This is a genomic window from Lactobacillus crispatus (assembly GCF_018987235.1).
Taxonomy (GTDB): Bacteria; Bacillota; Bacilli; order Lactobacillales; family Lactobacillaceae; genus Lactobacillus; species Lactobacillus crispatus.
The window spans coordinates 564702-583177 of the sequence record NZ_CP072197.1 but is presented as its reverse complement, the minus strand read 5'-3'; the positions used below and the strand labels follow the sequence as shown (position 1 = coordinate 583177).

At 37.8% G+C, this 18476-nt stretch carries 18 protein-coding genes; 4 read left to right on the top strand and 14 right to left on the bottom strand.

Annotated features, from left to right (window positions below):
- Nucleotides 1-4: 4 nt before the first annotated feature.
- The 6 genes from J6L97_RS02970 to J6L97_RS02950 form a co-directional block, all read right to left on the bottom strand.
- Nucleotides 5-325 (bottom strand): thioredoxin family protein, encoded by a 321-nt coding sequence (locus J6L97_RS02970; protein ID WP_005718117.1) that lies wholly within the window; start codon nt 323-325, stop codon nt 5-7.
- 89 nt (nt 326-414) lie between these two features.
- Complete coding sequence (locus J6L97_RS11015; protein WP_233186504.1) at nt 415-594, bottom strand: DUF805 domain-containing protein; 180 nt, start codon at nt 592-594, stop codon at nt 415-417.
- An 81-nt stretch (nt 595-675) separates the two neighbouring features.
- Nucleotides 676-903 carry a hypothetical protein gene (locus J6L97_RS11010; RefSeq protein WP_223876361.1) on the bottom strand — a complete coding sequence of 76 codons (228 nt, stop codon included), beginning with the start codon at nt 901-903 and terminating at the stop codon, nt 676-678.
- Between the two features lie 132 nt (nt 904-1035).
- On the bottom strand, nt 1036-1692 hold the full coding sequence (trmB, locus tag J6L97_RS02960) for a tRNA (guanosine(46)-N7)-methyltransferase TrmB (protein WP_005718114.1): 657 nt from the start codon (nt 1690-1692) through the stop codon (nt 1036-1038).
- Nucleotides 1693-1701: 9 nt separating this feature from the next.
- The gene (locus J6L97_RS02955) at nt 1702-2913 is read right to left on the bottom strand and encodes an ABC transporter permease (RefSeq protein ID WP_041811034.1); all 1212 of its coding nucleotides are present in this window, start codon (nt 2911-2913) and stop codon (nt 1702-1704) included.
- Nucleotides 2906-3649, bottom strand: coding sequence for an ABC transporter ATP-binding protein (locus J6L97_RS02950; RefSeq protein ID WP_013086703.1), 744 nt, complete (start codon nt 3647-3649; stop codon nt 2906-2908). Before J6L97_RS02950 ends, J6L97_RS02955 begins: the two co-directional genes overlap by 8 nt.
- Before the next feature lie 90 nt (nt 3650-3739).
- Between J6L97_RS02950 and J6L97_RS02945 the strand changes: the two genes are divergently transcribed.
- The 3 genes from J6L97_RS02945 (at nt 3740) to J6L97_RS02935 (ending at nt 5552) form a co-directional block, all read left to right on the top strand.
- Nucleotides 3740-4171, top strand: a complete 432-nt coding sequence (locus tag J6L97_RS02945; protein ID WP_013086704.1) for an HIT family protein — start codon at nt 3740-3742, stop codon at nt 4169-4171.
- 9 nt (nt 4172-4180) lie between these two features.
- The gene (locus J6L97_RS02940) at nt 4181-4537 is read left to right on the top strand and encodes a hypothetical protein (RefSeq protein ID WP_005718108.1); all 357 of its coding nucleotides are present in this window, start codon (nt 4181-4183) and stop codon (nt 4535-4537) included.
- Between the two features lie 118 nt (nt 4538-4655).
- Nucleotides 4656-5552 carry a peptidylprolyl isomerase PrsA gene (locus tag J6L97_RS02935; protein ID WP_005718107.1) on the top strand — a complete coding sequence of 299 codons (897 nt, stop codon included), beginning with the start codon at nt 4656-4658 and terminating at the stop codon, nt 5550-5552.
- Between the two features lie 108 nt (nt 5553-5660).
- Here J6L97_RS02935 and J6L97_RS02930 read toward each other — a convergent pair whose 3' ends face one another.
- The 7 genes from J6L97_RS02930 to J6L97_RS02900 form a co-directional block, all read right to left on the bottom strand.
- Nucleotides 5661-6122 (bottom strand): beta/alpha barrel domain-containing protein, encoded by a 462-nt coding sequence (locus tag J6L97_RS02930; RefSeq protein ID WP_005718106.1) that lies wholly within the window; start codon nt 6120-6122, stop codon nt 5661-5663.
- Between the two features lie 108 nt (nt 6123-6230).
- Nucleotides 6231-7709, bottom strand: a complete 1479-nt coding sequence (locus J6L97_RS02925; protein ID WP_057726727.1) for an SLAP domain-containing protein — start codon at nt 7707-7709, stop codon at nt 6231-6233.
- Between the two features lie 282 nt (nt 7710-7991).
- Nucleotides 7992-8969 carry a 3'-5' exoribonuclease YhaM family protein gene (locus tag J6L97_RS02920; RefSeq protein ID WP_054832835.1) on the bottom strand — a complete coding sequence of 326 codons (978 nt, stop codon included), beginning with the start codon at nt 8967-8969 and terminating at the stop codon, nt 7992-7994.
- A complete protein-coding gene (locus J6L97_RS02915; RefSeq protein WP_057726726.1) occupies nt 8962-11457 on the bottom strand; it encodes an ATP-binding protein in 2496 nt (831 codons plus the stop codon). Before J6L97_RS02915 ends, J6L97_RS02920 begins: the two co-directional genes overlap by 8 nt.
- Nucleotides 11438-12655 carry a metallophosphoesterase family protein gene (locus J6L97_RS02910; protein WP_057726725.1) on the bottom strand — a complete coding sequence of 406 codons (1218 nt, stop codon included), beginning with the start codon at nt 12653-12655 and terminating at the stop codon, nt 11438-11440. The genes J6L97_RS02915 and J6L97_RS02910 overlap by 20 nt, the downstream gene beginning before the upstream one ends.
- Before the next feature lie 8 nt (nt 12656-12663).
- On the bottom strand, nt 12664-13014 hold the full coding sequence (locus J6L97_RS02905) for a YlbF/YmcA family competence regulator (RefSeq protein ID WP_005718098.1): 351 nt from the start codon (nt 13012-13014) through the stop codon (nt 12664-12666).
- A gap of 16 nt (nt 13015-13030) precedes the next feature.
- Entirely contained in the window at nt 13031-15088 is a 2058-nt protein-coding gene (locus tag J6L97_RS02900) for a PBP1A family penicillin-binding protein (RefSeq protein WP_057726724.1), read from the bottom strand.
- 87 nt (nt 15089-15175) lie between these two features.
- Here J6L97_RS02900 and J6L97_RS02895 point away from each other — a divergent pair, with 87 nt between their 5' ends.
- Nucleotides 15176-16033: an RluA family pseudouridine synthase gene (locus J6L97_RS02895; protein WP_005718094.1), complete on the top strand. Its 858-nt coding sequence runs from the start codon at nt 15176-15178 to the stop codon at nt 16031-16033.
- Between the two features lie 54 nt (nt 16034-16087).
- On the opposite strand, the gene ppsA is transcribed toward J6L97_RS02895, so the two are convergent.
- Nucleotides 16088-18460: a phosphoenolpyruvate synthase gene (gene ppsA, locus J6L97_RS02890; RefSeq protein ID WP_081036414.1), complete on the bottom strand. Its 2373-nt coding sequence runs from the start codon at nt 18458-18460 to the stop codon at nt 16088-16090.
- Nucleotides 18461-18476 lie beyond the last annotated feature (16 nt).

The window sequence follows — 18476 nt, the reverse complement described above, 5'->3', positions numbered from 1 at the left end:
TCTATTAGTCAAGTGATCGTAAAAAGTTTTCCACTTCATCTTTAGTTTTACGGTCCTTATTTACTAGTCTACCAATTTCTTTGCCATCTTGGTAGACAACAAATGAAGGAATTCCCATAATCATTAATTTTTTTGCTATGTCAATTGAACCGTCGCGGTCAATTTCGTAGAATTTTGCATCAGAAAAATCTTTTTCAATTTCAGGCATAAATGGAGCAAGAAACTTGCAGTCTGGGCACCAATCAGCTGAGAATTCAAGCACAGTACGTCCTTCTTTAGTAATTTCCTTTAATTGATCTTCAGTTAATTCTTTAATCTTTTCCATTTTTCATACCTCATGTATTTCTTACTTTTTATAAGTCGATATTATTATAACCATTCTTTAACTAAAAAGCTAGAAATTGAATCTTACAATTATTTCTTTTCTTTAAATAGATAACTGCCCCAACGAACTGGTTTTTCAACAGTTGGCAAAACCATGAAGTAAAGTAAAAACAAATACCCAAATGGAATAACCGAGATCCAGTACCACCAACCGGTGTGGTCAGTATCATGCAATCTTCTTATGGTAAAGCCAAGTAAGCCTAATAAGATCCAAATAATCAGTAGATAGATAATTATTTGAATAATAAGTGTACCAGTTGAAACGTGCGTTAATAAGAAGAATTCATTACTTTAATAAGCAATGCCATCAATTGAATATGCCGTAGCTGAACATGCTGCTAAAATGACTCGCAAAATAATTGCCCAAACATAGGCATACCAAAATCCACGACGAATACTACGTGCATTCCACTTAAATGGTGCAGTAAACAAAAGTTTGAATGCTTGTCCAAAAGTTGGTCTAGGAATATCAGTTTTAGGTTCGTGATATTCTTGTTTATAATAAGGTTTATCTTCCATAATTTTCCCTCCAATAATCTGAAACTATTCTAAAACAAAATAACTAAAGCGATGAGCTAGTAGCAAGATTTTATCCAATAAAGCATTAAAAAACGCCTAGAGTTTATCTGCTGTAACTCTAGACGCTTCAAACTATTCATCCTCAAAATGAGCGTGCAAAGCATAAATTGGATTACCCTTAGCTGCAAATTTATGCTCGTATTCTGTTTCAATATTCTTTTCCACAATCTCTGGCTTTTCATGATGAAGATCAACTGAAACAAAATCAAACTTCATTCCATAATTATTCAAGCTCTGAACAGAGTAAGCATACAAGCCCGCATTGTCGGTTTTAAATTCAATATGTCCTTCTGGCTTCAGAACTTGTTCATACTTGCTCAAAAAACTCTTGTAAGTCAAACGACGCTTTTCATGACGAGTCTTTGGCCATGGATCGCTAAAATTCAAGTAGATAACATTGGTGCTATTTGCTGGAAAGAAGCAGTTGATGTCAGCCGCATCTCCGCGTAAGATTTGTAAATTATCCAAGCCCTTTTCCAACTTTGTTCGCAAGATAATCCCCGCAGCCGTAGTTTGCAATTCTAATGCGACATAATTTTTATCAGGATTTTGTTCAGCTAACGTAGTAATGAAATGCCCCTTACCAGAACCTACTTCAATTTCGATGGGATGATCATTACCAAATCGTTCAGTCCAGTCGATCTTTTTTTCAGGATCAGGATTTTGCAAAACACTTTCTGGATGGTCGTTTACAAGCTTAACAGCCCAAGGTTTATTTCTTAATCTCATTCTCTATTCCTATCTAATTCCAAAATTTTTTTGATTCATTTTTTTAACTCTGCCTGGCAAGTAAGTGGCAGTTACAATCATAGTGAAACCAAGTAAAATTGCCATCGCTTCAAACAAGTTAACATTAATTGGTAGCACAATTAACCAGCAGACACTAATCAAGAGCCATTGAATAAACAAGCCCATTGTCAACACCTTTACCAAGTCCCTGCCACGATTTTGCCGTTCAATTGGGTAAACGCGGTACATGAAGTTGCGGTCAAACTCTGTTGCCATTGGCAATAATTGATAGACCGTTAAAAAGATTACCAAGCATGAAAGGCCTAGTGCCCAACGCCAATCTTGCACTAACCACGATACCAAGATTGCAAAGACAGTCATTCTGACTAATAAGTTCAAGTATTCTGGATTACGCAAAAGTGATCTCCGATACAAGAACAAATTAGGATTTTCCTTAGCCAATGATTTTGGTAAAAGAAAGTCGAGGTATCTTCTGCGTTTGATTGTAACTTGCTTTTCTGCCACATCGGTAAACATACTGAAGATTGAATAAACGCGATCTTTTCTAGCTTGTTCAGTTTTAATCGCATAGCGCCAGTTAAAGACGCCCTTTTCTTTTTTAGTACCAAAATGTGTAATTACCATTAATACTACAACTTCAATTGGATAAATAAATGATCCTAGTGAGCCAATCAACAAAGCTGCCAGAGTTATCACTAATAATATCCATTGCGGATAATTGTAGTAGAAGTACAAACTCTCTTTTTCAATCAGCAACATACACAATTTTAATAAAACAGTGCTGATAATCAGGATTACATATGACCAAACTGGGATTCCAGCTTTTACCGTCGCAAACGGAAACAGAATTCCGCCAAGCAAAACAATCAGAATTGTTGGCAGCACCATACTGTAACGAATCATCGGCTTCAGATATTCACCCATTTGTTCATCTTGCGTAAACAGAAATTGCATGTCGGCCTCTTTTAATAAGGTAACTAATCGACCAGCTAATAATGGCAACCACATGATAAAGCCGACAAGTGGCTTATAGAACCACAGATTATTGGGAATTACGCGCATAGCTTGGGCATACCAGAACATCAGCGCCCCAAACAAAAAGATCAACGCTAAAATAAAGAAGTCATTAAACACCAGCGTCAAATATTTTACTGATTGTTTAAGATTCTCGCTCAACCTTCTATTCGCTAACTCACGCATTGCCATTATCCTCTCTATTCAAAGCAAGGTATAACTTGTCAAAAGGATCATCTGGCTTAAGGCCATAGTGCTGACGAATTTCTTGCAAACTCCCCACAACTTCGATCGTGCCGCGGTTTAACACAGCATAATTCGAAATCGCTTGCTGTGCATCAGCTAAAACGTGAGTAGTCATTAAGACCATCTTTTTGTCAGCAATTGCTTTTTTTATTAAATCGATTAAGTTAGCAACTGCCAAAGGATCAAGGCCAGTAAATGGTTCATCAATTACAAGCAAACTAGTATCTGCTAAAAAGGCAGAAACGATCATTACTTTTTGCCGCATCCCCTTGGAGAAGTGAATCGGCAGCCATTCTAGCTTGTCATCAAGTCTGAACATCTTAAGCAGCTCATGTGCGCGTTCCCATGCTTTATTTTCATCCAAGTGGTAACTCAACATGGTTAGCTCCAAATGTTCCTTTAAAGTCAATTCCGGATACAAAATCGGTGTTTCTGGAATATAAGCTACTTCACGCTTAAACTTAGTTGGTTGCTGCGTCAATACAACATCGTTCAAGCTGATCTTACCCTTTTGCGGGCGAAGTAAACCCAAAATATGTTTAATCGTAGTTGACTTCCCCGCGCCGTTTAGCCCAATCAAGCCTAGTGCCTCACCCGGCTTAATTTCCAAATTAATATCTTTAATAACCGGGACACCCGTGTAGCCTCCCGTTAAATGTTCAATTTTTAATGTCATTTTTCCTATCTTTCTTTACTGAATTTATACCTTTATTATGATAGCATGGATTTAATAGTAAACTAAAGTACAAGGATATGAGGTTTTATTATGGAAAATTTAGACAAAGATTGTTTATTCTGCAAAATTATCCGCGGTGAAATTCCTAGCTATACCGTTTTTGAAAATGACGATGTTAAGGCCTTCTTAGATATTTCTCAAGTTAACCCAGGCCACACCTTAATGGTGCCAAAAAAGCACATCGTTAACTTGTTTGACTACACCAAGGAAGACGCACAACGCTATTTACAATATATTCCTGAAATTGCTAATGCAATTAAGGCAGCCTTCCCTAATGTTACTGCAATGAACATTACTACTAATAATGGTAAGGCCGCAAATCAAGTAGTTATGCACTCACACATTCACTTCATTCCTCGTTTTGAAGGCGACGGCTTGAAGCTGATGACCCGCAACAACGCTGACAAATACAACGAAGCTAAATACAACGAAGTTGCTAACAAAATTAAGGCACAATTTTAGAGGTTAAAAATGAAACATTTCTTATTAGGCACAGTTTTTGGTGCAACAGCTGGGCTAGTTTTTTCCTGTATGAAAGATAGCAATGGTAATCGCCCAGGCAAGCCATTAAAAGATGAGTTCGAAGCAATTAAACATGAAAGCCAACGCTTTAATTCTGCCTTGCAAAAAGCTAAAAAGGCTAGTCAAGAATTAAATGAACAAATGCCAACAGCTGAACGTACAATTAGTGATATTAATGATAGTGTTGAACATTATTCCGACCATATTCAACCTATCGTTAACCGCATAGAAAAAAAGAGCGATAAATTGAACCAAGATTTGGAAAACATCGTGCCAGATACTAACTCACAAGACACAAAGAACTAAGAAAAAATAAAGAAAATTTGATTTTTCTGTGAAAATTCGTAATTTAAAAACGAAACGCCCTTTTTTATGGTATATTAATGAACAGTTACTTATTTAAGGATGTGGAGATATTATTTTTATGAAGAGTTATATGAAAAAAATTGCTGCAGTCGTAGCTGTAGCTGGCGTTGCATTATCAACTGCTGCTTGTTCTAATAGCGGCACTAAGGCTACTGTTGCTTCATACAAGGGTGGCAAGATTACTCAAGAACAATACTACGATGAGATGAAGAAGTCACAAGCCGGTAAGTCAACTTTGGCTAACATGATCATCAACCGCGCTTTGGAACAACAATACGGCAAGTACGTATCTCAAAAGAAAGTCGACAAGCAATACAACAACTACAAGAAGCAATACGGCTCACAATTTAGTGCTGTTTTACAACAAAACGGTATGACTGCTTCAAGCTTCAAGCAAAACATTAAGACTAACCTTCTTTCTGAACAAGCATTGAAGCACATTAAGAAAGTTACTAAGAAGCAAGAACAACAAGCTTGGAAGAGCTACCAACCTAAGGTAACTGTTCAACACATCTTGGTTGCTAAGAAGTCAACTGCTCAAAGCATCATCAAGCAATTGAAAGATGGCAAGAGCTTCAAGGTTTTAGCTAAGAAGTACTCACTTGATACTGCTACTAAGAACAAGGCTGGTAAGTTGCCATCATTCGACTCAACTGACACTACTTTAGACAGCTCATTCAAGACCGCTGCCTTCAAGCTTAAGACTGGTGAAGTTACTTCAACTCCAGTTAAGTCACAATCCGGTTACCACGTAATCAAGATGATCAGCCACCCAGCTAAGGGTAAGTTTGCTGACCACAAGAAGGCTATTGATGATCAAATTTACGCATCAATGGCTCAAGACCAAGCTACTATGAAAGACGTTATTGCTACTGTTTTGAAGAAGGCTGACGTTTCAATCAAGGATAGCGACTTGAAGGATGTATTATCATCATACGTTTCAACTACTAAGTAACAAATATATTTAGTTAATCAAAAACGCCGAATCTGAATGGATTCGACGTTTTTTTTATTTCATTAATTTATTTTTTAAATAGGGGTGTCATATTCCCCCCCAAAAAAACTATGCCTTCACTGGCACCTTCCTAGTAACAGCTGAGTTGGCATAAATAATACTTTGAAATTCATTATGAAAAGCTTGAGCATTATGCAATACAGCTTTATAATCATCATTTTTAGCAGGTCCAACTAATCCGCCACCTACACCAACAACATAGGCACCACTAGCAAACCATTCATGCATATTTCCTAATGATACACCACCACTTGGCATTACATTAACATATGGAAAAGGTCCATGAATTTCAGAAATAATGCCTTTACCAGCAATTGAACCTGGGAAGATTTTGACTACGTCAGCACCATAAGTTAAAGCAGATTGAATTTCCGTTGGACTAAAGCAACCGGGCATGTAAGGAACCGCATACAGATTGCATTCCTTAGCAGTATTTTCGTTAAAAGATGGGCTAACAACGAATCTAGCTCCTGAAACAATCGCCATTCTAGCAGTTGCCTCATCAAGCACAGTTCCAGCTCCAATGAGTATCCAAGATTTCGGTCTTGGATATTTTTTTACTAAAAATCAAAAGGCTCAAGATGCTTCATCATTAAAGCATTCTTGAGCTCTTTAATTTTATTTATCAGTAGCATAATCAGCCAACTTCAAATAGCGAACAAGTTCACTCTTGAAAGTCTTTTTATTATAAGTTACTACCGCAATTTTACCTTTATAAAAGCCAGCATATTCTTTTTGTGGATCACCATGAATGTCGCGATTAGCTAATATAGTTACCCAAGACTTTTCTGCCTTAGTTAGTTTATTTATGTTTTTAACCCAAACTTTTTGTCCGTCTAGTTTACTTTGATCGTATTTAATTTGCCAACTAGCCTGCTTAACTGCCGCAATAGAAGTATTCTTGTTAGTCAATAACTTTTGTGCGTTATCAACGGCCAAATCATATCTTTCTTGCTGTGCTTTTTCAGTCAAACGATATAAAGTCGATTTTTTAATTTGACCTGCTCGATCAACTAAGGCTTGCAACTCACCATAGTCACTAGCAGTGGCCTGACTTGCATCTGCTTGTGCTTCGCTCGGTGTATTATCAACTTTTAATGCAACTGGATTTTGACTTGTCACATCACTAGCTTTAACAAAAGTATTTGCTGTATCTTTAGTTTGGTGAGCATATGAGCCGTTGCTGGTAATCGTAGTACCAGTCTTGCCTGTTCCATCAAGAGCTGGAACCCAGACCAATTTTTTGTTAGCCGTAAGATGATAATATAGATCAGCTTGTTTAGTTTGCTTGTTCCAAATATAAAGAGCTCGATCAACGCCAACATTAACATCTGGAATCAATAAATAACTCTTGTCAACGATTTCGCCATTAATATTGTAAAGATATGCTGACTTGCCAGCAGTTACATAATTAACCATAATAGGCGCTATTACAAAATTATTTGGCATAATTCGGGTTAATTTCTTGATATCAGGTAAATTGACCCACTTGTTAGTACCTTTAATACGATAATACTCGAGATTACTTAGATAGTCATCAGCGCCATCAACATTATTGTAATAATTCTGATCAACTGTAAGCTTAGTTCCCTTCTTAATTGGAGCGGCAATTGGCATCCCTACTTGATTAGTTACTGGAGCAGTCTTTTTGGTAATTACCTTGATTTCCTTAGTTGACAGATCCGCATATTGATATTTTCCTGGCGAGATTCTACCAATGTTGCCTGGCTTAATATATTTATTTTTGCTAATATTAACAAAGTCTGTCTTCTTAATGCTTACTGTCGGTAATGAAAAATACTTGCCAGCTAATACATTATTGAAGAAATACTTGCTTTGATTTGGGTTAGTAATTGCCTTAGGCTTCAATATAGTCACCTTTAGCAACTTTCCCTTCTTAATCTTGCTCTTGGTACGCTTACCTTGATGATTGTAAACATAGGCATTGTGGTTAATATAGAACGTTAATTTAGTAGTTTGTGTATTATCTTGACTTGCGGCAGCAACTGGATTAGACAAATGATTATTTGCTAAAACAGGTACAGTCAACATTATCGTAGCTGCCGATACTAAAATTAATTTTTTTGATGCTTTCATTTTTATTCTCTCCCCTAATTTTTATAACATCTTTAGCAATTCAATGCATCAAAAAAGTCCAAGAGGAAATCAATGTATACCTCTTGAACTTTTTATCAATAAAAAAATAGAAAGGAGACAAGTCTCTAATCTATCCAAAAACATCTCTGCTTTTCAATTGTATAAACATGTTATTATTCTTCAGCTAATTTTTCAATAACTTTGTTCAAAAAATTATTGACACAATTTTTCACCAAAACAAAATAAGCATCCCTGCAAATCAACTGCAGTGATGCTTATTTCTTATTCTAAATGTTTTGCGTTATCTAGCGCTGAATCGTGCATCGGTCGATAATATCGCTTGCCATCTTGACTCAGTAGTGGCTCGGTGAACTCGCCTTTAGGCGTATGCTGCAGGGCATTCGTTACTGCATAAACTGCAGCATCTAAATCATCAATTCGGTGCAATAATTCCGCTTCTAGCAATGCCGGCAATTTGGGTGAACCATATTCAAAGCGGCCATGGTGACTAAGCACCATATGCCGCAATAAGAGTAAATCTTCCGACTCCAGATTCATCTTCATATCCTGAGCGGCCAGCATAATTTGTTCATCAATTAAAACCAGATGCCCAACCAAATTGCCTTCAGTCGTGTATTGAGTTGCGGCAGGACCTGAAAGTTCCAGTACTTTTCCCATATCATGCAAAATGCATCCCGCATAAAGTAGCGATCTATTCACTTGCTCATAATTATCAGTCAAACCTTTGGCATCCTTAAGCATCGATAAAGTATGAAAAGCCAAACCTCCGCGGACCGCATGGTGGTTGCTTTTACCAGCAGGATGATCATAAAAACGATCATGCCATTTTTGAAGTAAATACTTCACAATTTTTGTCCAGGTCGGATTATCAATCTGCATCACAAATTTATTAATTTCAGCTTCCATCTCATTAACTGGTTCCGGCGCTGATTTAATAAATTGATCTAATTCATAGCCTTCTTGTGGACCGACCACGCGCAGAGAATAGATCCTAATCTGGGGGCGACCCTGATATTCTTCTCTTTTGCCATTCAACTCAACGATTGTCCCAGTTGAAAAAGTTGCTGCATCTTGATTGTTAGCATCCCAGTAATTACCGCGAATCTCGCCTGAGCCATCACTGAATTGCATCGCTAAAAACAACTTATTCTTTTTATTATGACGCAACTGTGAGTTTTTAATCAAAACAACAATGTCCATTTCTTCTCCATCGTTGTAATCTAACAATCTCTTAAGCATCCTGTGTTCCTTTCGTAAAAGTTAATGGCTCAATCCCAAGCTGATCAACTAAATTCTTTTGAGCTGTGAAAATTAAAACTTGATTGTTTTCGCTAATCTTTTGCAATAACTGATCGATATAGCTGACTCGCTGATCATCAAAGTTTACAAACGAATCATCAATCAAGATTGGCAAATTAATTTCATCCTTGATCTGCTCAATAAAAGCTAACTTCAAGGCAAAGTATAATTGCTCAGCAGTCCCCCGTGACAAGTATTTTACTTCGCGCTTTTTACCATCACTTCTGACTACTGTTAGCTTCTTATCTAAATTAATCCCAACATATCTGCCGCCCGTTAGCAAAGCTAAGTATTCCTGAGCCGCCTTAAGCATCTTGGGGAACCGTTCATTAGATGCCAAGTCAAGCGAGCGACTGATCCACCTTGCCGCAAACAAGTTAGCCAAGTATTCTTTACTGCTCTGGACAAAATTGGTTTCTGTATTAGCCAGATCCTGCTTAGCCTTAAACACCGCAGTAGAATCAGCTAAATTGTCTAACTGCACTTGCAACTGAGCAACTTGACTCTGAAGTTCATTAATTTCTGCATTCTTAGTACTAATTTGTTCAGTCAAAGCCGTTAATTTATCTGCTAATTCGGTTGAATTTGTCTGCGTTTGCAGCTGTTGAAGATCATCGCCTAACGATTCCTTCAAGGCCGCAATCTGCGTCTTCAGTTTAGCCTGATTAAGTGAATCTTGATAAAGCTGATCGTAACCTGCCATATTTTCCACATTAGCTTGGGCAAAAAGTGCCTGTAATTTCAGACCCAATTCTTTCAAATCTTGCTTGTCCTGCTTTAGTGATGCAGTTAAGCTGGATTTTCTTTGAAACAATTCTTGTTTTTCACTAATTTGTGTCTCAAGTTCGTCCAAACCGTTCAAAACTTGACTAAAGTCATTATCAATCGGTTGCTTCAATGCATTTTGGACACTTGAGGCCAGTTGAGCCACATTCTGATTCAAAACAGTTACTTGCTTATTATTAGTCTGTGCGGCATTCTTTTTGATTTGATATTGATTCAGATTAGTTAGTAAGCTATTTAAGTTTAGCGTATCAGGATTCAATCCATATTTTGTTTGGAAAGCTTGGCGTTTTTGAGCAACCAGCTTTTGCTTTTCTAATACTGCCGCATTTTGCTTATTTTGGTTACTATTTTTTAAGTATCCTGCTGCTAGGAAAATTAGTCCAGTAATTAATGCAATTACACCAACTGTACCCAACGCTACCAAAAGAACTACACCTAATGCCGCTAACACTGCACCGATAACATACCAAAGCTTGTCATTAGTAGTTACATAAGCAGGCTCATTGACAGCACCTGGCAAAGCTTGATAGTCTGCCTGCATTTGTTCAATTTGCTCTGGTGTCAACTTGAGTAGATTTTTTAACTCAGGTGTCAAAGCTAATAGTTGCTCTTTCTCCTGCTTCAATTGGTCAGCCTTTTGCAAACAATTACGATATTCCGCTTGCCACTGCAAGAGTTGAGGCTTCTGCTGGATTAGCTTCTTCTCTAGCGTAAAATCAGATTGATCGTTTTCACCCAGGTCCTGCAACTGCGCTTCTACCGATTGAATCGTCTTTTGCAAATTACGTCCCTGAGCCATAATATCTTGGGCTTTTTGATAATTTTGACCATTAAAGTCGACATCCTTGACCTGTTTTTGCAAATCAAGCAGCGTCTGATAATTGCCCATTTCTTTTTGCAAATCATGCAAATCTTGTTCTTGTTTTTGTAAAACAGCCAGATCTTGTTTTTGTCTGTTTAATGCCGCTCTTTTTTGTACAAAATCTTGGTGCAGCTGTTCATAATCATTAAACTCATTTTTAGTCTGCGCTAATTTATCACGTTGATCAGTCATTTCCTTAAGCAGACGGTTTACTTCGGGCTTTTTACCTGTCTTTTTAAAAAGCTTACCTGATTCTTTGGCAAAATCGTCGCGCATTTCCAGCAACTTGCTAGAATCTGCTGCTCCCAAGTAATAAATTCGCTCAAGCAAATCCTCTTGACTTAAACTGTTAACCTGACCCAGCATTTCTTGGTTAAAAATAAAACTATCAGCGTAAAAAGAGCCATCAATATTTTGAATCTGATCAAAAAATACACTCTCAGGTACAACTTGACCATCTTTTTTGACGGTTAAAATTCCCTTTTTAGTCTTGTCACCTTTAGCATAGAGTCGCTCAAGTTCGTATTCACCATCAGCTGCAGTAAAAACTAAATTACCGCCCATCGGACTAACATGAGCTAGCGGCGTATAATCTTCAAAAAACGGTGAAGAGTTACTTCTCAAATGAAAGCCAAATAAGATCTGTTTAATAAAAGCTACCGTTGTACTTTTACCAGCTTCATTGGCACCAAAGAAAACATTAATTTGATCACTAGGCAAATCGAAGGTTTTATTCGAGAACTGCCCAAAGTTAATAATCTTAATTTGTTTCAGTCTCATCCTTAATTCCTTTCAATTTACTCATTAGTTTTACTTCTGTTAGATTCTTAACCGCCGCAATAAAGTCTGGATCAGCCGCCAATTTAGCAGCTTCTGGATCCTTTTTTTGCCAGTCACTAACAATTTGCTTGAATTCAGCTGGTGCAAATAACTCTTCTTTGGCAGCTTGGAAGGCTTGTTGGTCATTGTCATTTAACTTTAAACTAGTATTCACAACAAAGCGCACATCAACTAACTGAGAAGCAAATGGCAGCGATTGAGAAATAGTTTGCCAAAAATCAGGATCCTGAACTAAATCGCGTTCTTCGGCACTCAAATATTGAGCACCAGCAATCGTCAAACTAAAGTACGTTTTTTGTCCAGATTCAAGCTTGGCAATAATTTTTGCTTGTAAGTCAGCTTTACTGATAGCTCCTTCAAGATTAATTTTTGTCCCTTGCCATAAAATTGGCCCTGTTTCTTTAAAATCAATAGTAGTCTTACCACTATTTTCATCAATCTCACCTAGATAGCATCCCTTGGCTCCCATCTCATTAATGTGGCGACCTTGAATGTTACCTGGATAAACAATCCACGGCGTACTACTTAAATTATTTCTCGCATGAATATGACCCAAAGCAAAATAGTCATAATTCAAGTTTTGCAACTCATCAACTGTAAACGGTGCATACACATTCTGACTAGCAGTAGCTGATTTCTCTTGAGCATGCATTAAACCAAAAGTATAATTTTTTCCTTTTGCTGGTAATTCTGGGATTTTATCCTCAGTGATATGGTTATTCAGATATGAAAAGCCGATTACGTCATAGTTAAAACCCGCATCCGTAGTAAAAGTAGCTTGCTCTACTGTTTCATTATTGCCTAACAATTTAAAGTAAGGACTGGGACTAACTAGCAGATCTTCTTGCTTCATGTGGTCATGATTACCAAAAATCATCACTACCTGAATTTGTGCATCAGTTAATCTCTTCACTTGCTCAGCAAAAAACAATTGAGCCCGTGGTGACGGCTGACTGCTATCAAAGGTATCCCCTGCTATTAAAACTAAATCAACTTTTTCAGCTAATGCTAGGTCGACAATTCTTTTTAGCGACTGATCAGCTGCCTGATAGATATGGTTAAATTCTTCAGATGGCAAAAAAGATAGCCCACGAAATGGACTATCTAAGTGCGCATCCGCAAAGTGAATAAATTTCATCGCGAATATTAATTTCTAAGATCTTCATAAAGATCATTAATTGGCTTAGTGTAAGCTTTTTGTACTTCACCAAGCAAATCGTACAAACCCTGTTCATTCGTAAGAAGTGAAACAATTTTATCATTCTTTTGAACTTGATCATTTAAGTCCTTGTAAGCTTGTTGATCTTCAGCTGAAAGTGGTTGACCAGCTTGTTGTGCTTGCATGATCTTATTTTGCAATTCATCCATCTTTTTGAATAAAGCTGAAGCATCCTTATCATCTTCAACAGCTTTAATTGCTTCTTGCAACTTCTTGTATTGATCAGTTTGAGTCAAATCTTCTGCTAACTTGTTAGCAGCATCGTAAATGTTAACCATCTAGTCCTCCTAAATTTTATTGGCCAAATAAGCCTTTAAGGCTATTATACCATTCATTGATTTTCTGTCCTGCAGAACCGAGTCCATCTTGAATTTTTTCACCTAATCCATTAGTCCAGTCATCATTAGAACCGTTATTCTTCACAATCTGGTTAGGTGCCTTCTCCGTGAATTCAGTTTGCGCGGTGTACGGCAAAATTCCTTCCATCTCAGCCTTATATAAACGCGTAATTCCTGTTTCAGAAATGCCCTGCATGTAGTGTTGCTTGTTAGTGTGGTCAAAACCAACCCAGGTAGCAAGTACAATGTCAGGCGTATAACCGACGATCCACTGGTCCTTGGTACCAAATCCATATGAGTTAGGTACTTCAGTTGACCCAGTCTTCCCAGCTACACGGAAGCCATTTGGCTGAGCAGAGCGTCCTGTACCATTAGTGAAAACGCCGAGCATCATAGTCGTCATTTCTTTAGCAGTATTTTCAGAAATAACGCGGTGGCTGCTTGGATTATTATTTTCGGCTAAAACGTTACCCGAAGCATCAGTAATTTTGGTAATAAAGAAAGAATTATTAGGCAAATTACCCTTGTTGGCAAAAGCTGAATATGCACGTGCCATCTGAATTGGCGAAACACCTGAAGATAATCCACCTAAGGCAAGCGCTAAATTACGGTCACTCTTTGGTACCTTAATTCCAAAGTTTTCAACAGATTGCACGCCTTTACTTACACCAATCTTATCCAATAGCCAAACAGCTGGCACATTTTTACTTTGCTCTAAAGCTTCATACATTGGAATTGTATTAGAATAGCCATTGTCCACATTATGCGGTTCATAGCCATTTTTACCAAATTTCTGCAACTTGTTCGATAGTTGCGAGTCATAGTGATAGCCATTTTGTAAAGCTGGGGCATATACTGCCAACGGCTTGATTGATGACCCTGGCTGCCGCTTCATCTGCGTTGCACGATTGTAACCCCGGAAGACGTGCTTACCGCGACCACCGATGATTGCCCGAACAGCACCAGTACTTGGGTCCATTGCCACGCTAGCGCCTTGGCTTTCAGTTCCATCACTACCATTTTGTGGGAAAAGCCAGCTTTGCTCAAAAGTATCCTGCAATTTACCCTGATAATTTTGATTTAAAGTAGTATAAATTTTAAGCCCCTTATTCATGACTTGTTCTTCAGTTAAGCCATATTTAGAGATTGCCTCGTCAACTACAGCATCAAAGAAGTAAGGATAGCGATAGCCGTTTTTATTTTGAAAAGTATTCCGCAAAGTTAATCCTTGCTTTTGATACATTTTAGCTTGAGCCGCTGTCAACTTATTATTATCCACCATCAAGTTTAAGATTAAATTTCGTCTTGCTAAAGCATTCGACATGTGATCAACCGGATTATAAAAACTAGGATTTCGTAAAATTCCAGCTAAAGTTGCGGCTTCACTCGGATTAAGTTCACTTGCGTTTTTGCCAAAATAGCGACGACTTGCATCTTGCACGCCCCAAACTCCGTTACCAAAGTAAGCATTATTCAAGTACATCGTTAAAATATCTTTTTTGGAGTAAACATGGTTAATTTCAATTGCAAAAAAGAGTTCTTCCAATTTTCTTGAAAAAGTCTGCTGCTGGGTCAAAAGCGAGTTCTTGGCTAACTGCTGAGTTAAGGTCGAACCACCACCCGTTACTTGACCGTGATGAATCACTAAACTTAAAGCAGCTCGCGCCATGCCTTTAATACTAAAACCTGGGTTCTTCCAAAAAGTCCGATCTTCAGTCGAAATTACGGCATTTTGAATATTAGGCGAAATCTGGTCATATTCCACAAATGATCCTTTTTGCGAGTATAAAGAACCTGCTTTTTTACCCTTGTAGTCATAGATTGTAGTTGTGGTTGAAAGCGAGGCCTTCAAATTAGCTATGTTTGATGTCTTAACTTTAATTGTATAATAGGTACAAGTTAAGAGCATCAATGTGAGCAGGATTAAAATAATCCAGCGTCCGATAAAGAAGCGACTATCAAATCGATGCCAAGCATCTTTAAAGCCACCTCTTCTTGGTTGGTCGTTATTCATTAAATATTGCTCCTTTTTAGAAACAAGAAAATTGTACCATACTATCAAAACACGTGTTTATAACTAGATTAGACTTAAGAAATTATTATGAGTTTCCATTTTACACTTTTTTACCCAGAAAATCTTGCTCCGGCATCTGTCAATGAAGTACTACGTCAACTTTTAATCCCTCGCAAGTGGCGTCATTTTTTGCGAATTGAACAAAATATTTTAGTTAACGGCAACTATCGCTATTTTAATCAAAACATTTTACCTGGTGATAAAATTGAAATTAACTTGGATCATGTTGAAAGTGATCAACAGGCTTATGCACCAAGCGGTAAGATGCCCGATGTTATCTATGAAGATGATAATCTTTTAATTATTAATAAGAAAAAAGGGCAAAAAACGCACCCTAATCTAAATGAAACTAATACTGCTCTGAACGATTGTACTACTTATCTTGGTCAGAGTCCCTATATTGTTCATCGATTAGATATGTTAACTGGTGGTTTACTTTTAATTGCTAAAAATCCTGCAGTTGTACCTATTTTAAATCGTGAATTAACCAGCAAAATTTTTCACCGCGATTATTTAGCTAAAGTTATCAATGCTGATCACTTAGCTGAAAGAGGTACGATTAATGCCCCAATTGGTCACGATCCACTTGATCAACGCAAACGCAAAATCGATCCTACTGGATTAAGAGCAGTTACTCATTATCAAGTTTTACAAAAAAATGATGACAATACTGCGATTGTCAAATTGACGCTTGAAACTGGTCGTACACACCAGATTCGCGTTCACCTTGCCTCTTTAGGAAGTCCTATTGTAGGCGATCCTTTATATAACCCTGATTTTGCCAGTGAGAGATTAGCCCTAGATGCTTACGAAATTTCATTAGTTCAACCTTACTCTTTTACTAAATTAAATGTAAAATTGCCCAAAAACAAAATTGAACTCTAAAAAAGCCTTTGACTGCAATACTGCAATCAAAGACTTTTCATCAAATTATAAATTTTACCAATTATATTCATTTGGATCCTTTTTACCTAAGCCAGTTGCATGATCAAGGAGGATCCTCTGCTCATAATGAGCTATATTTAGCTTAGTCGCCTTCACCATGTCAGGGTTAACTGATACAAAATCAATGCCACTTCTGACTAAAAATTCAGTAAATTCTGGATATTCTGATGGTGCTTGACCACAAATCGAAACCGTCTTACCATCTTGATGAGCAACCTTTATCAAGTGTCTAATCGCCCTTTTGACGGCAAGATTTCTTTCATCAAAAAGATCAGCAATCACATCATTATTCCGATCGCACCCCAGTAAAAGCATCGTTAGGTCATTTGAACCAATTGAATAACCATCAATAAATTGATTGAACTGGTCCGCCAAAATAATATTAGCTGGAATTTCAGCCATCATGTAAACCTTGAAGTCTGCGCTTCTAACTAAACCTTGTGTCCGCATGATTTCCGTCACTTTGCGCGCTTCATCCACTGTTCGGCAAAATGGAATCATCACATGTAAATTCTTTAATCCGAACTCATCGCGCACCTTTTTTACCGCTTCAAGTTCCAATTTAAAAGCATTAATATATTTTGGATCATAATATCTAGAAGCACCGCGCCAGCCTAATAGGTCTGCTGGTTCATGCGGCTCATATTTGTCGCCGCCCTTTAAGTTGCGATATTCGCCAGACTTAAAGTCTGAAAAACGTAAAACTACTGGCCGTGGTGCCATTGCCCGCGCGACTTTACCGATTCCATTAGCTAGTTCGTTAACTACCCTCTCTGGATGACCAGTTTCAATCAAATAAAGGGGATGCTGGTGAATATAAGTCGTCCATAAAAATTCTTCGCGCATTAAACCAATCCCATCAGCTGGCAAAGATGCATATTTTTCAGCAAGATCAGGATCTCCTAAGTTCATCATGACTCTGGTTGCAGTTGGTGGGAAATATTCAACTGCAGCAGGCTCAGCTGGCTTTTCATCGACTTTTTTAACCGCGTCTTTAACAACTCCAGCATAAACTACACCATTTTTAGCATCGACGGTGACAGTCTCGCCGTTTTTCAAAGTTTTCGTTGCAGCTTGTCCACGGCTAGTTGTTCCAACTAAACAAGGTATCTGCATTTCACGTGATACAATTGCAGCATGACAGGTCATTCCACCATTATTGGTAATAATTGCGGCCGCCTTTTTCATTGCTGGCACCCAATCAGGCGACGTCATTAGAGTGACCAAAACCTCGCCCTGCTTAAATTCATTGATATCTTTTGGATCATCAATAATATGTACCTTGCCTGAGACAAAACCAGGTGAAGCTGGCAAGCCTTTTAACAATACTCGGTGTTCTGTAGTTGCTTCTTGTGGTGCATCGGTTTTCTCCTGCTTTTTCTTTTGTGACCAAACAGTTTCTGGGCGTGCTTGAACTAACCACAACTTATCATTTTGATCAAGTGACCACTCCATATCCATGTAGCAGCCATAATGTTTTTCAATTTCTTTAGCATAACCAGCTAATTCAATGATTTGCGCATCAGTCAAAGCAGGCTCATTCACTTGATCTGGTGCTACCTTTTGTTCAATTGTTCCTCCCGATGGCAATCTGATCAACTCAATTGGCTTTTTAGTCACCATTTTGTGTACAATCTTCATCGTATTTTTATCAACTACATAGTTATCGGGTGTAACAGTTCCAGACACCACGTATTCGCCTAGTCCCCAAGAGGCCTCAATCATAACCTTAGTGTCATCACCAGTTGCTACATTGACTGTAAACATCACACCAGCTGCTTTAGAAAAGGCCATCATTTGAATCGCAGCTGATAAAGCAACTTTTTCTTGTGGAAAGTTTTGTTTAATTCGGTAATAAGTTGCCCGGTCGGTGAAAAGAGAAGCGTAACATTCTTGCACCTTTTTCAAAACATTCTCACGACCATGAATATTTAAATAAGTATCTTGTTCGCCAGCAAAACTAGCATCAGGCAGGTCTTCGGCAGTTGCACTAGAACGTACAGCAACGAATGGCTCATTTTGGTGCATCTTTTGGGCTAAGCTATCGTAAGCACAGCTAATTTCTAAGGCTAAATCATTTGGCATCGGCGCTTCTATAATTAATTTTCTAATTTTGGTGCAAATTCGATGCAATTGCTCAGAATCTTCTGGATCAGTTAAAGTGGCCAATAATTTATCAATTTTTTGATTTAAATCAGAATAATTCATAAAGTGGCGATAAGCTATGGCAGTAGTCGCAAAACCATACGGAACCGGGACATTCGTTTCAGAAGTCAGCTCACCTAATGAGGATGACTTACCACCGACTAAATCAACATCATCGCGATGCAATTGATCAAACCACAAAATATAATTATCTCTATTCATGCTTGTTCTCTTTTCG

Bases quoted from the DNA above. Each gene is read 5' to 3' on its own strand.
- J6L97_RS02970 (WP_005718117.1), bottom strand. From the start codon at position 325: ATGGAAAAGATTAAAGAATTAACTGAAGATCAATTAAAGGAAATTACT.
- J6L97_RS11010 (WP_223876361.1), bottom strand. From the start codon at position 903: ATGGAAGATAAACCTTATTATAAACAAGAATATCACGAACCTAAAACT.
- trmB (WP_005718114.1), bottom strand. From the start codon at position 1,692: ATGAGATTAAGAAATAAACCTTGGGCTGTTAAGCTTGTAAACGACCAT.
- J6L97_RS02955 (WP_041811034.1), bottom strand. From the start codon at position 2,913: ATGCGTGAGTTAGCGAATAGAAGGTTGAGCGAGAATCTTAAACAATCA.
- J6L97_RS02950 (WP_013086703.1), bottom strand. From the start codon at position 3,649: ATGACATTAAAAATTGAACATTTAACGGGAGGCTACACGGGTGTCCCG.
- J6L97_RS02945 (WP_013086704.1), top strand. From the start codon at position 3,740: ATGGAAAATTTAGACAAAGATTGTTTATTCTGCAAAATTATCCGCGGT.
- J6L97_RS02940 (WP_005718108.1), top strand. From the start codon at position 4,181: ATGAAACATTTCTTATTAGGCACAGTTTTTGGTGCAACAGCTGGGCTA.
- J6L97_RS02935 (WP_005718107.1), top strand. From the start codon at position 4,656: ATGAAGAGTTATATGAAAAAAATTGCTGCAGTCGTAGCTGTAGCTGGC.
- J6L97_RS02925 (WP_057726727.1), bottom strand. From the start codon at position 7,709: ATGAAAGCATCAAAAAAATTAATTTTAGTATCGGCAGCTACGATAATG.
- J6L97_RS02920 (WP_054832835.1), bottom strand. From the start codon at position 8,969: ATGCTTAAGAGATTGTTAGATTACAACGATGGAGAAGAAATGGACATT.
- J6L97_RS02915 (WP_057726726.1), bottom strand. From the start codon at position 11,457: ATGAGACTGAAACAAATTAAGATTATTAACTTTGGGCAGTTCTCGAAT.
- J6L97_RS02910 (WP_057726725.1), bottom strand. From the start codon at position 12,655: ATGAAATTTATTCACTTTGCGGATGCGCACTTAGATAGTCCATTTCGT.
- J6L97_RS02905 (WP_005718098.1), bottom strand. From the start codon at position 13,014: ATGGTTAACATTTACGATGCTGCTAACAAGTTAGCAGAAGATTTGACT.
- J6L97_RS02900 (WP_057726724.1), bottom strand. From the start codon at position 15,088: ATGAATAACGACCAACCAAGAAGAGGTGGCTTTAAAGATGCTTGGCAT.
- J6L97_RS02895 (WP_005718094.1), top strand. From the start codon at position 15,176: ATGAGTTTCCATTTTACACTTTTTTACCCAGAAAATCTTGCTCCGGCA.
- ppsA (WP_081036414.1), bottom strand. From the start codon at position 18,460: ATGAATAGAGATAATTATATTTTGTGGTTTGATCAATTGCATCGCGAT.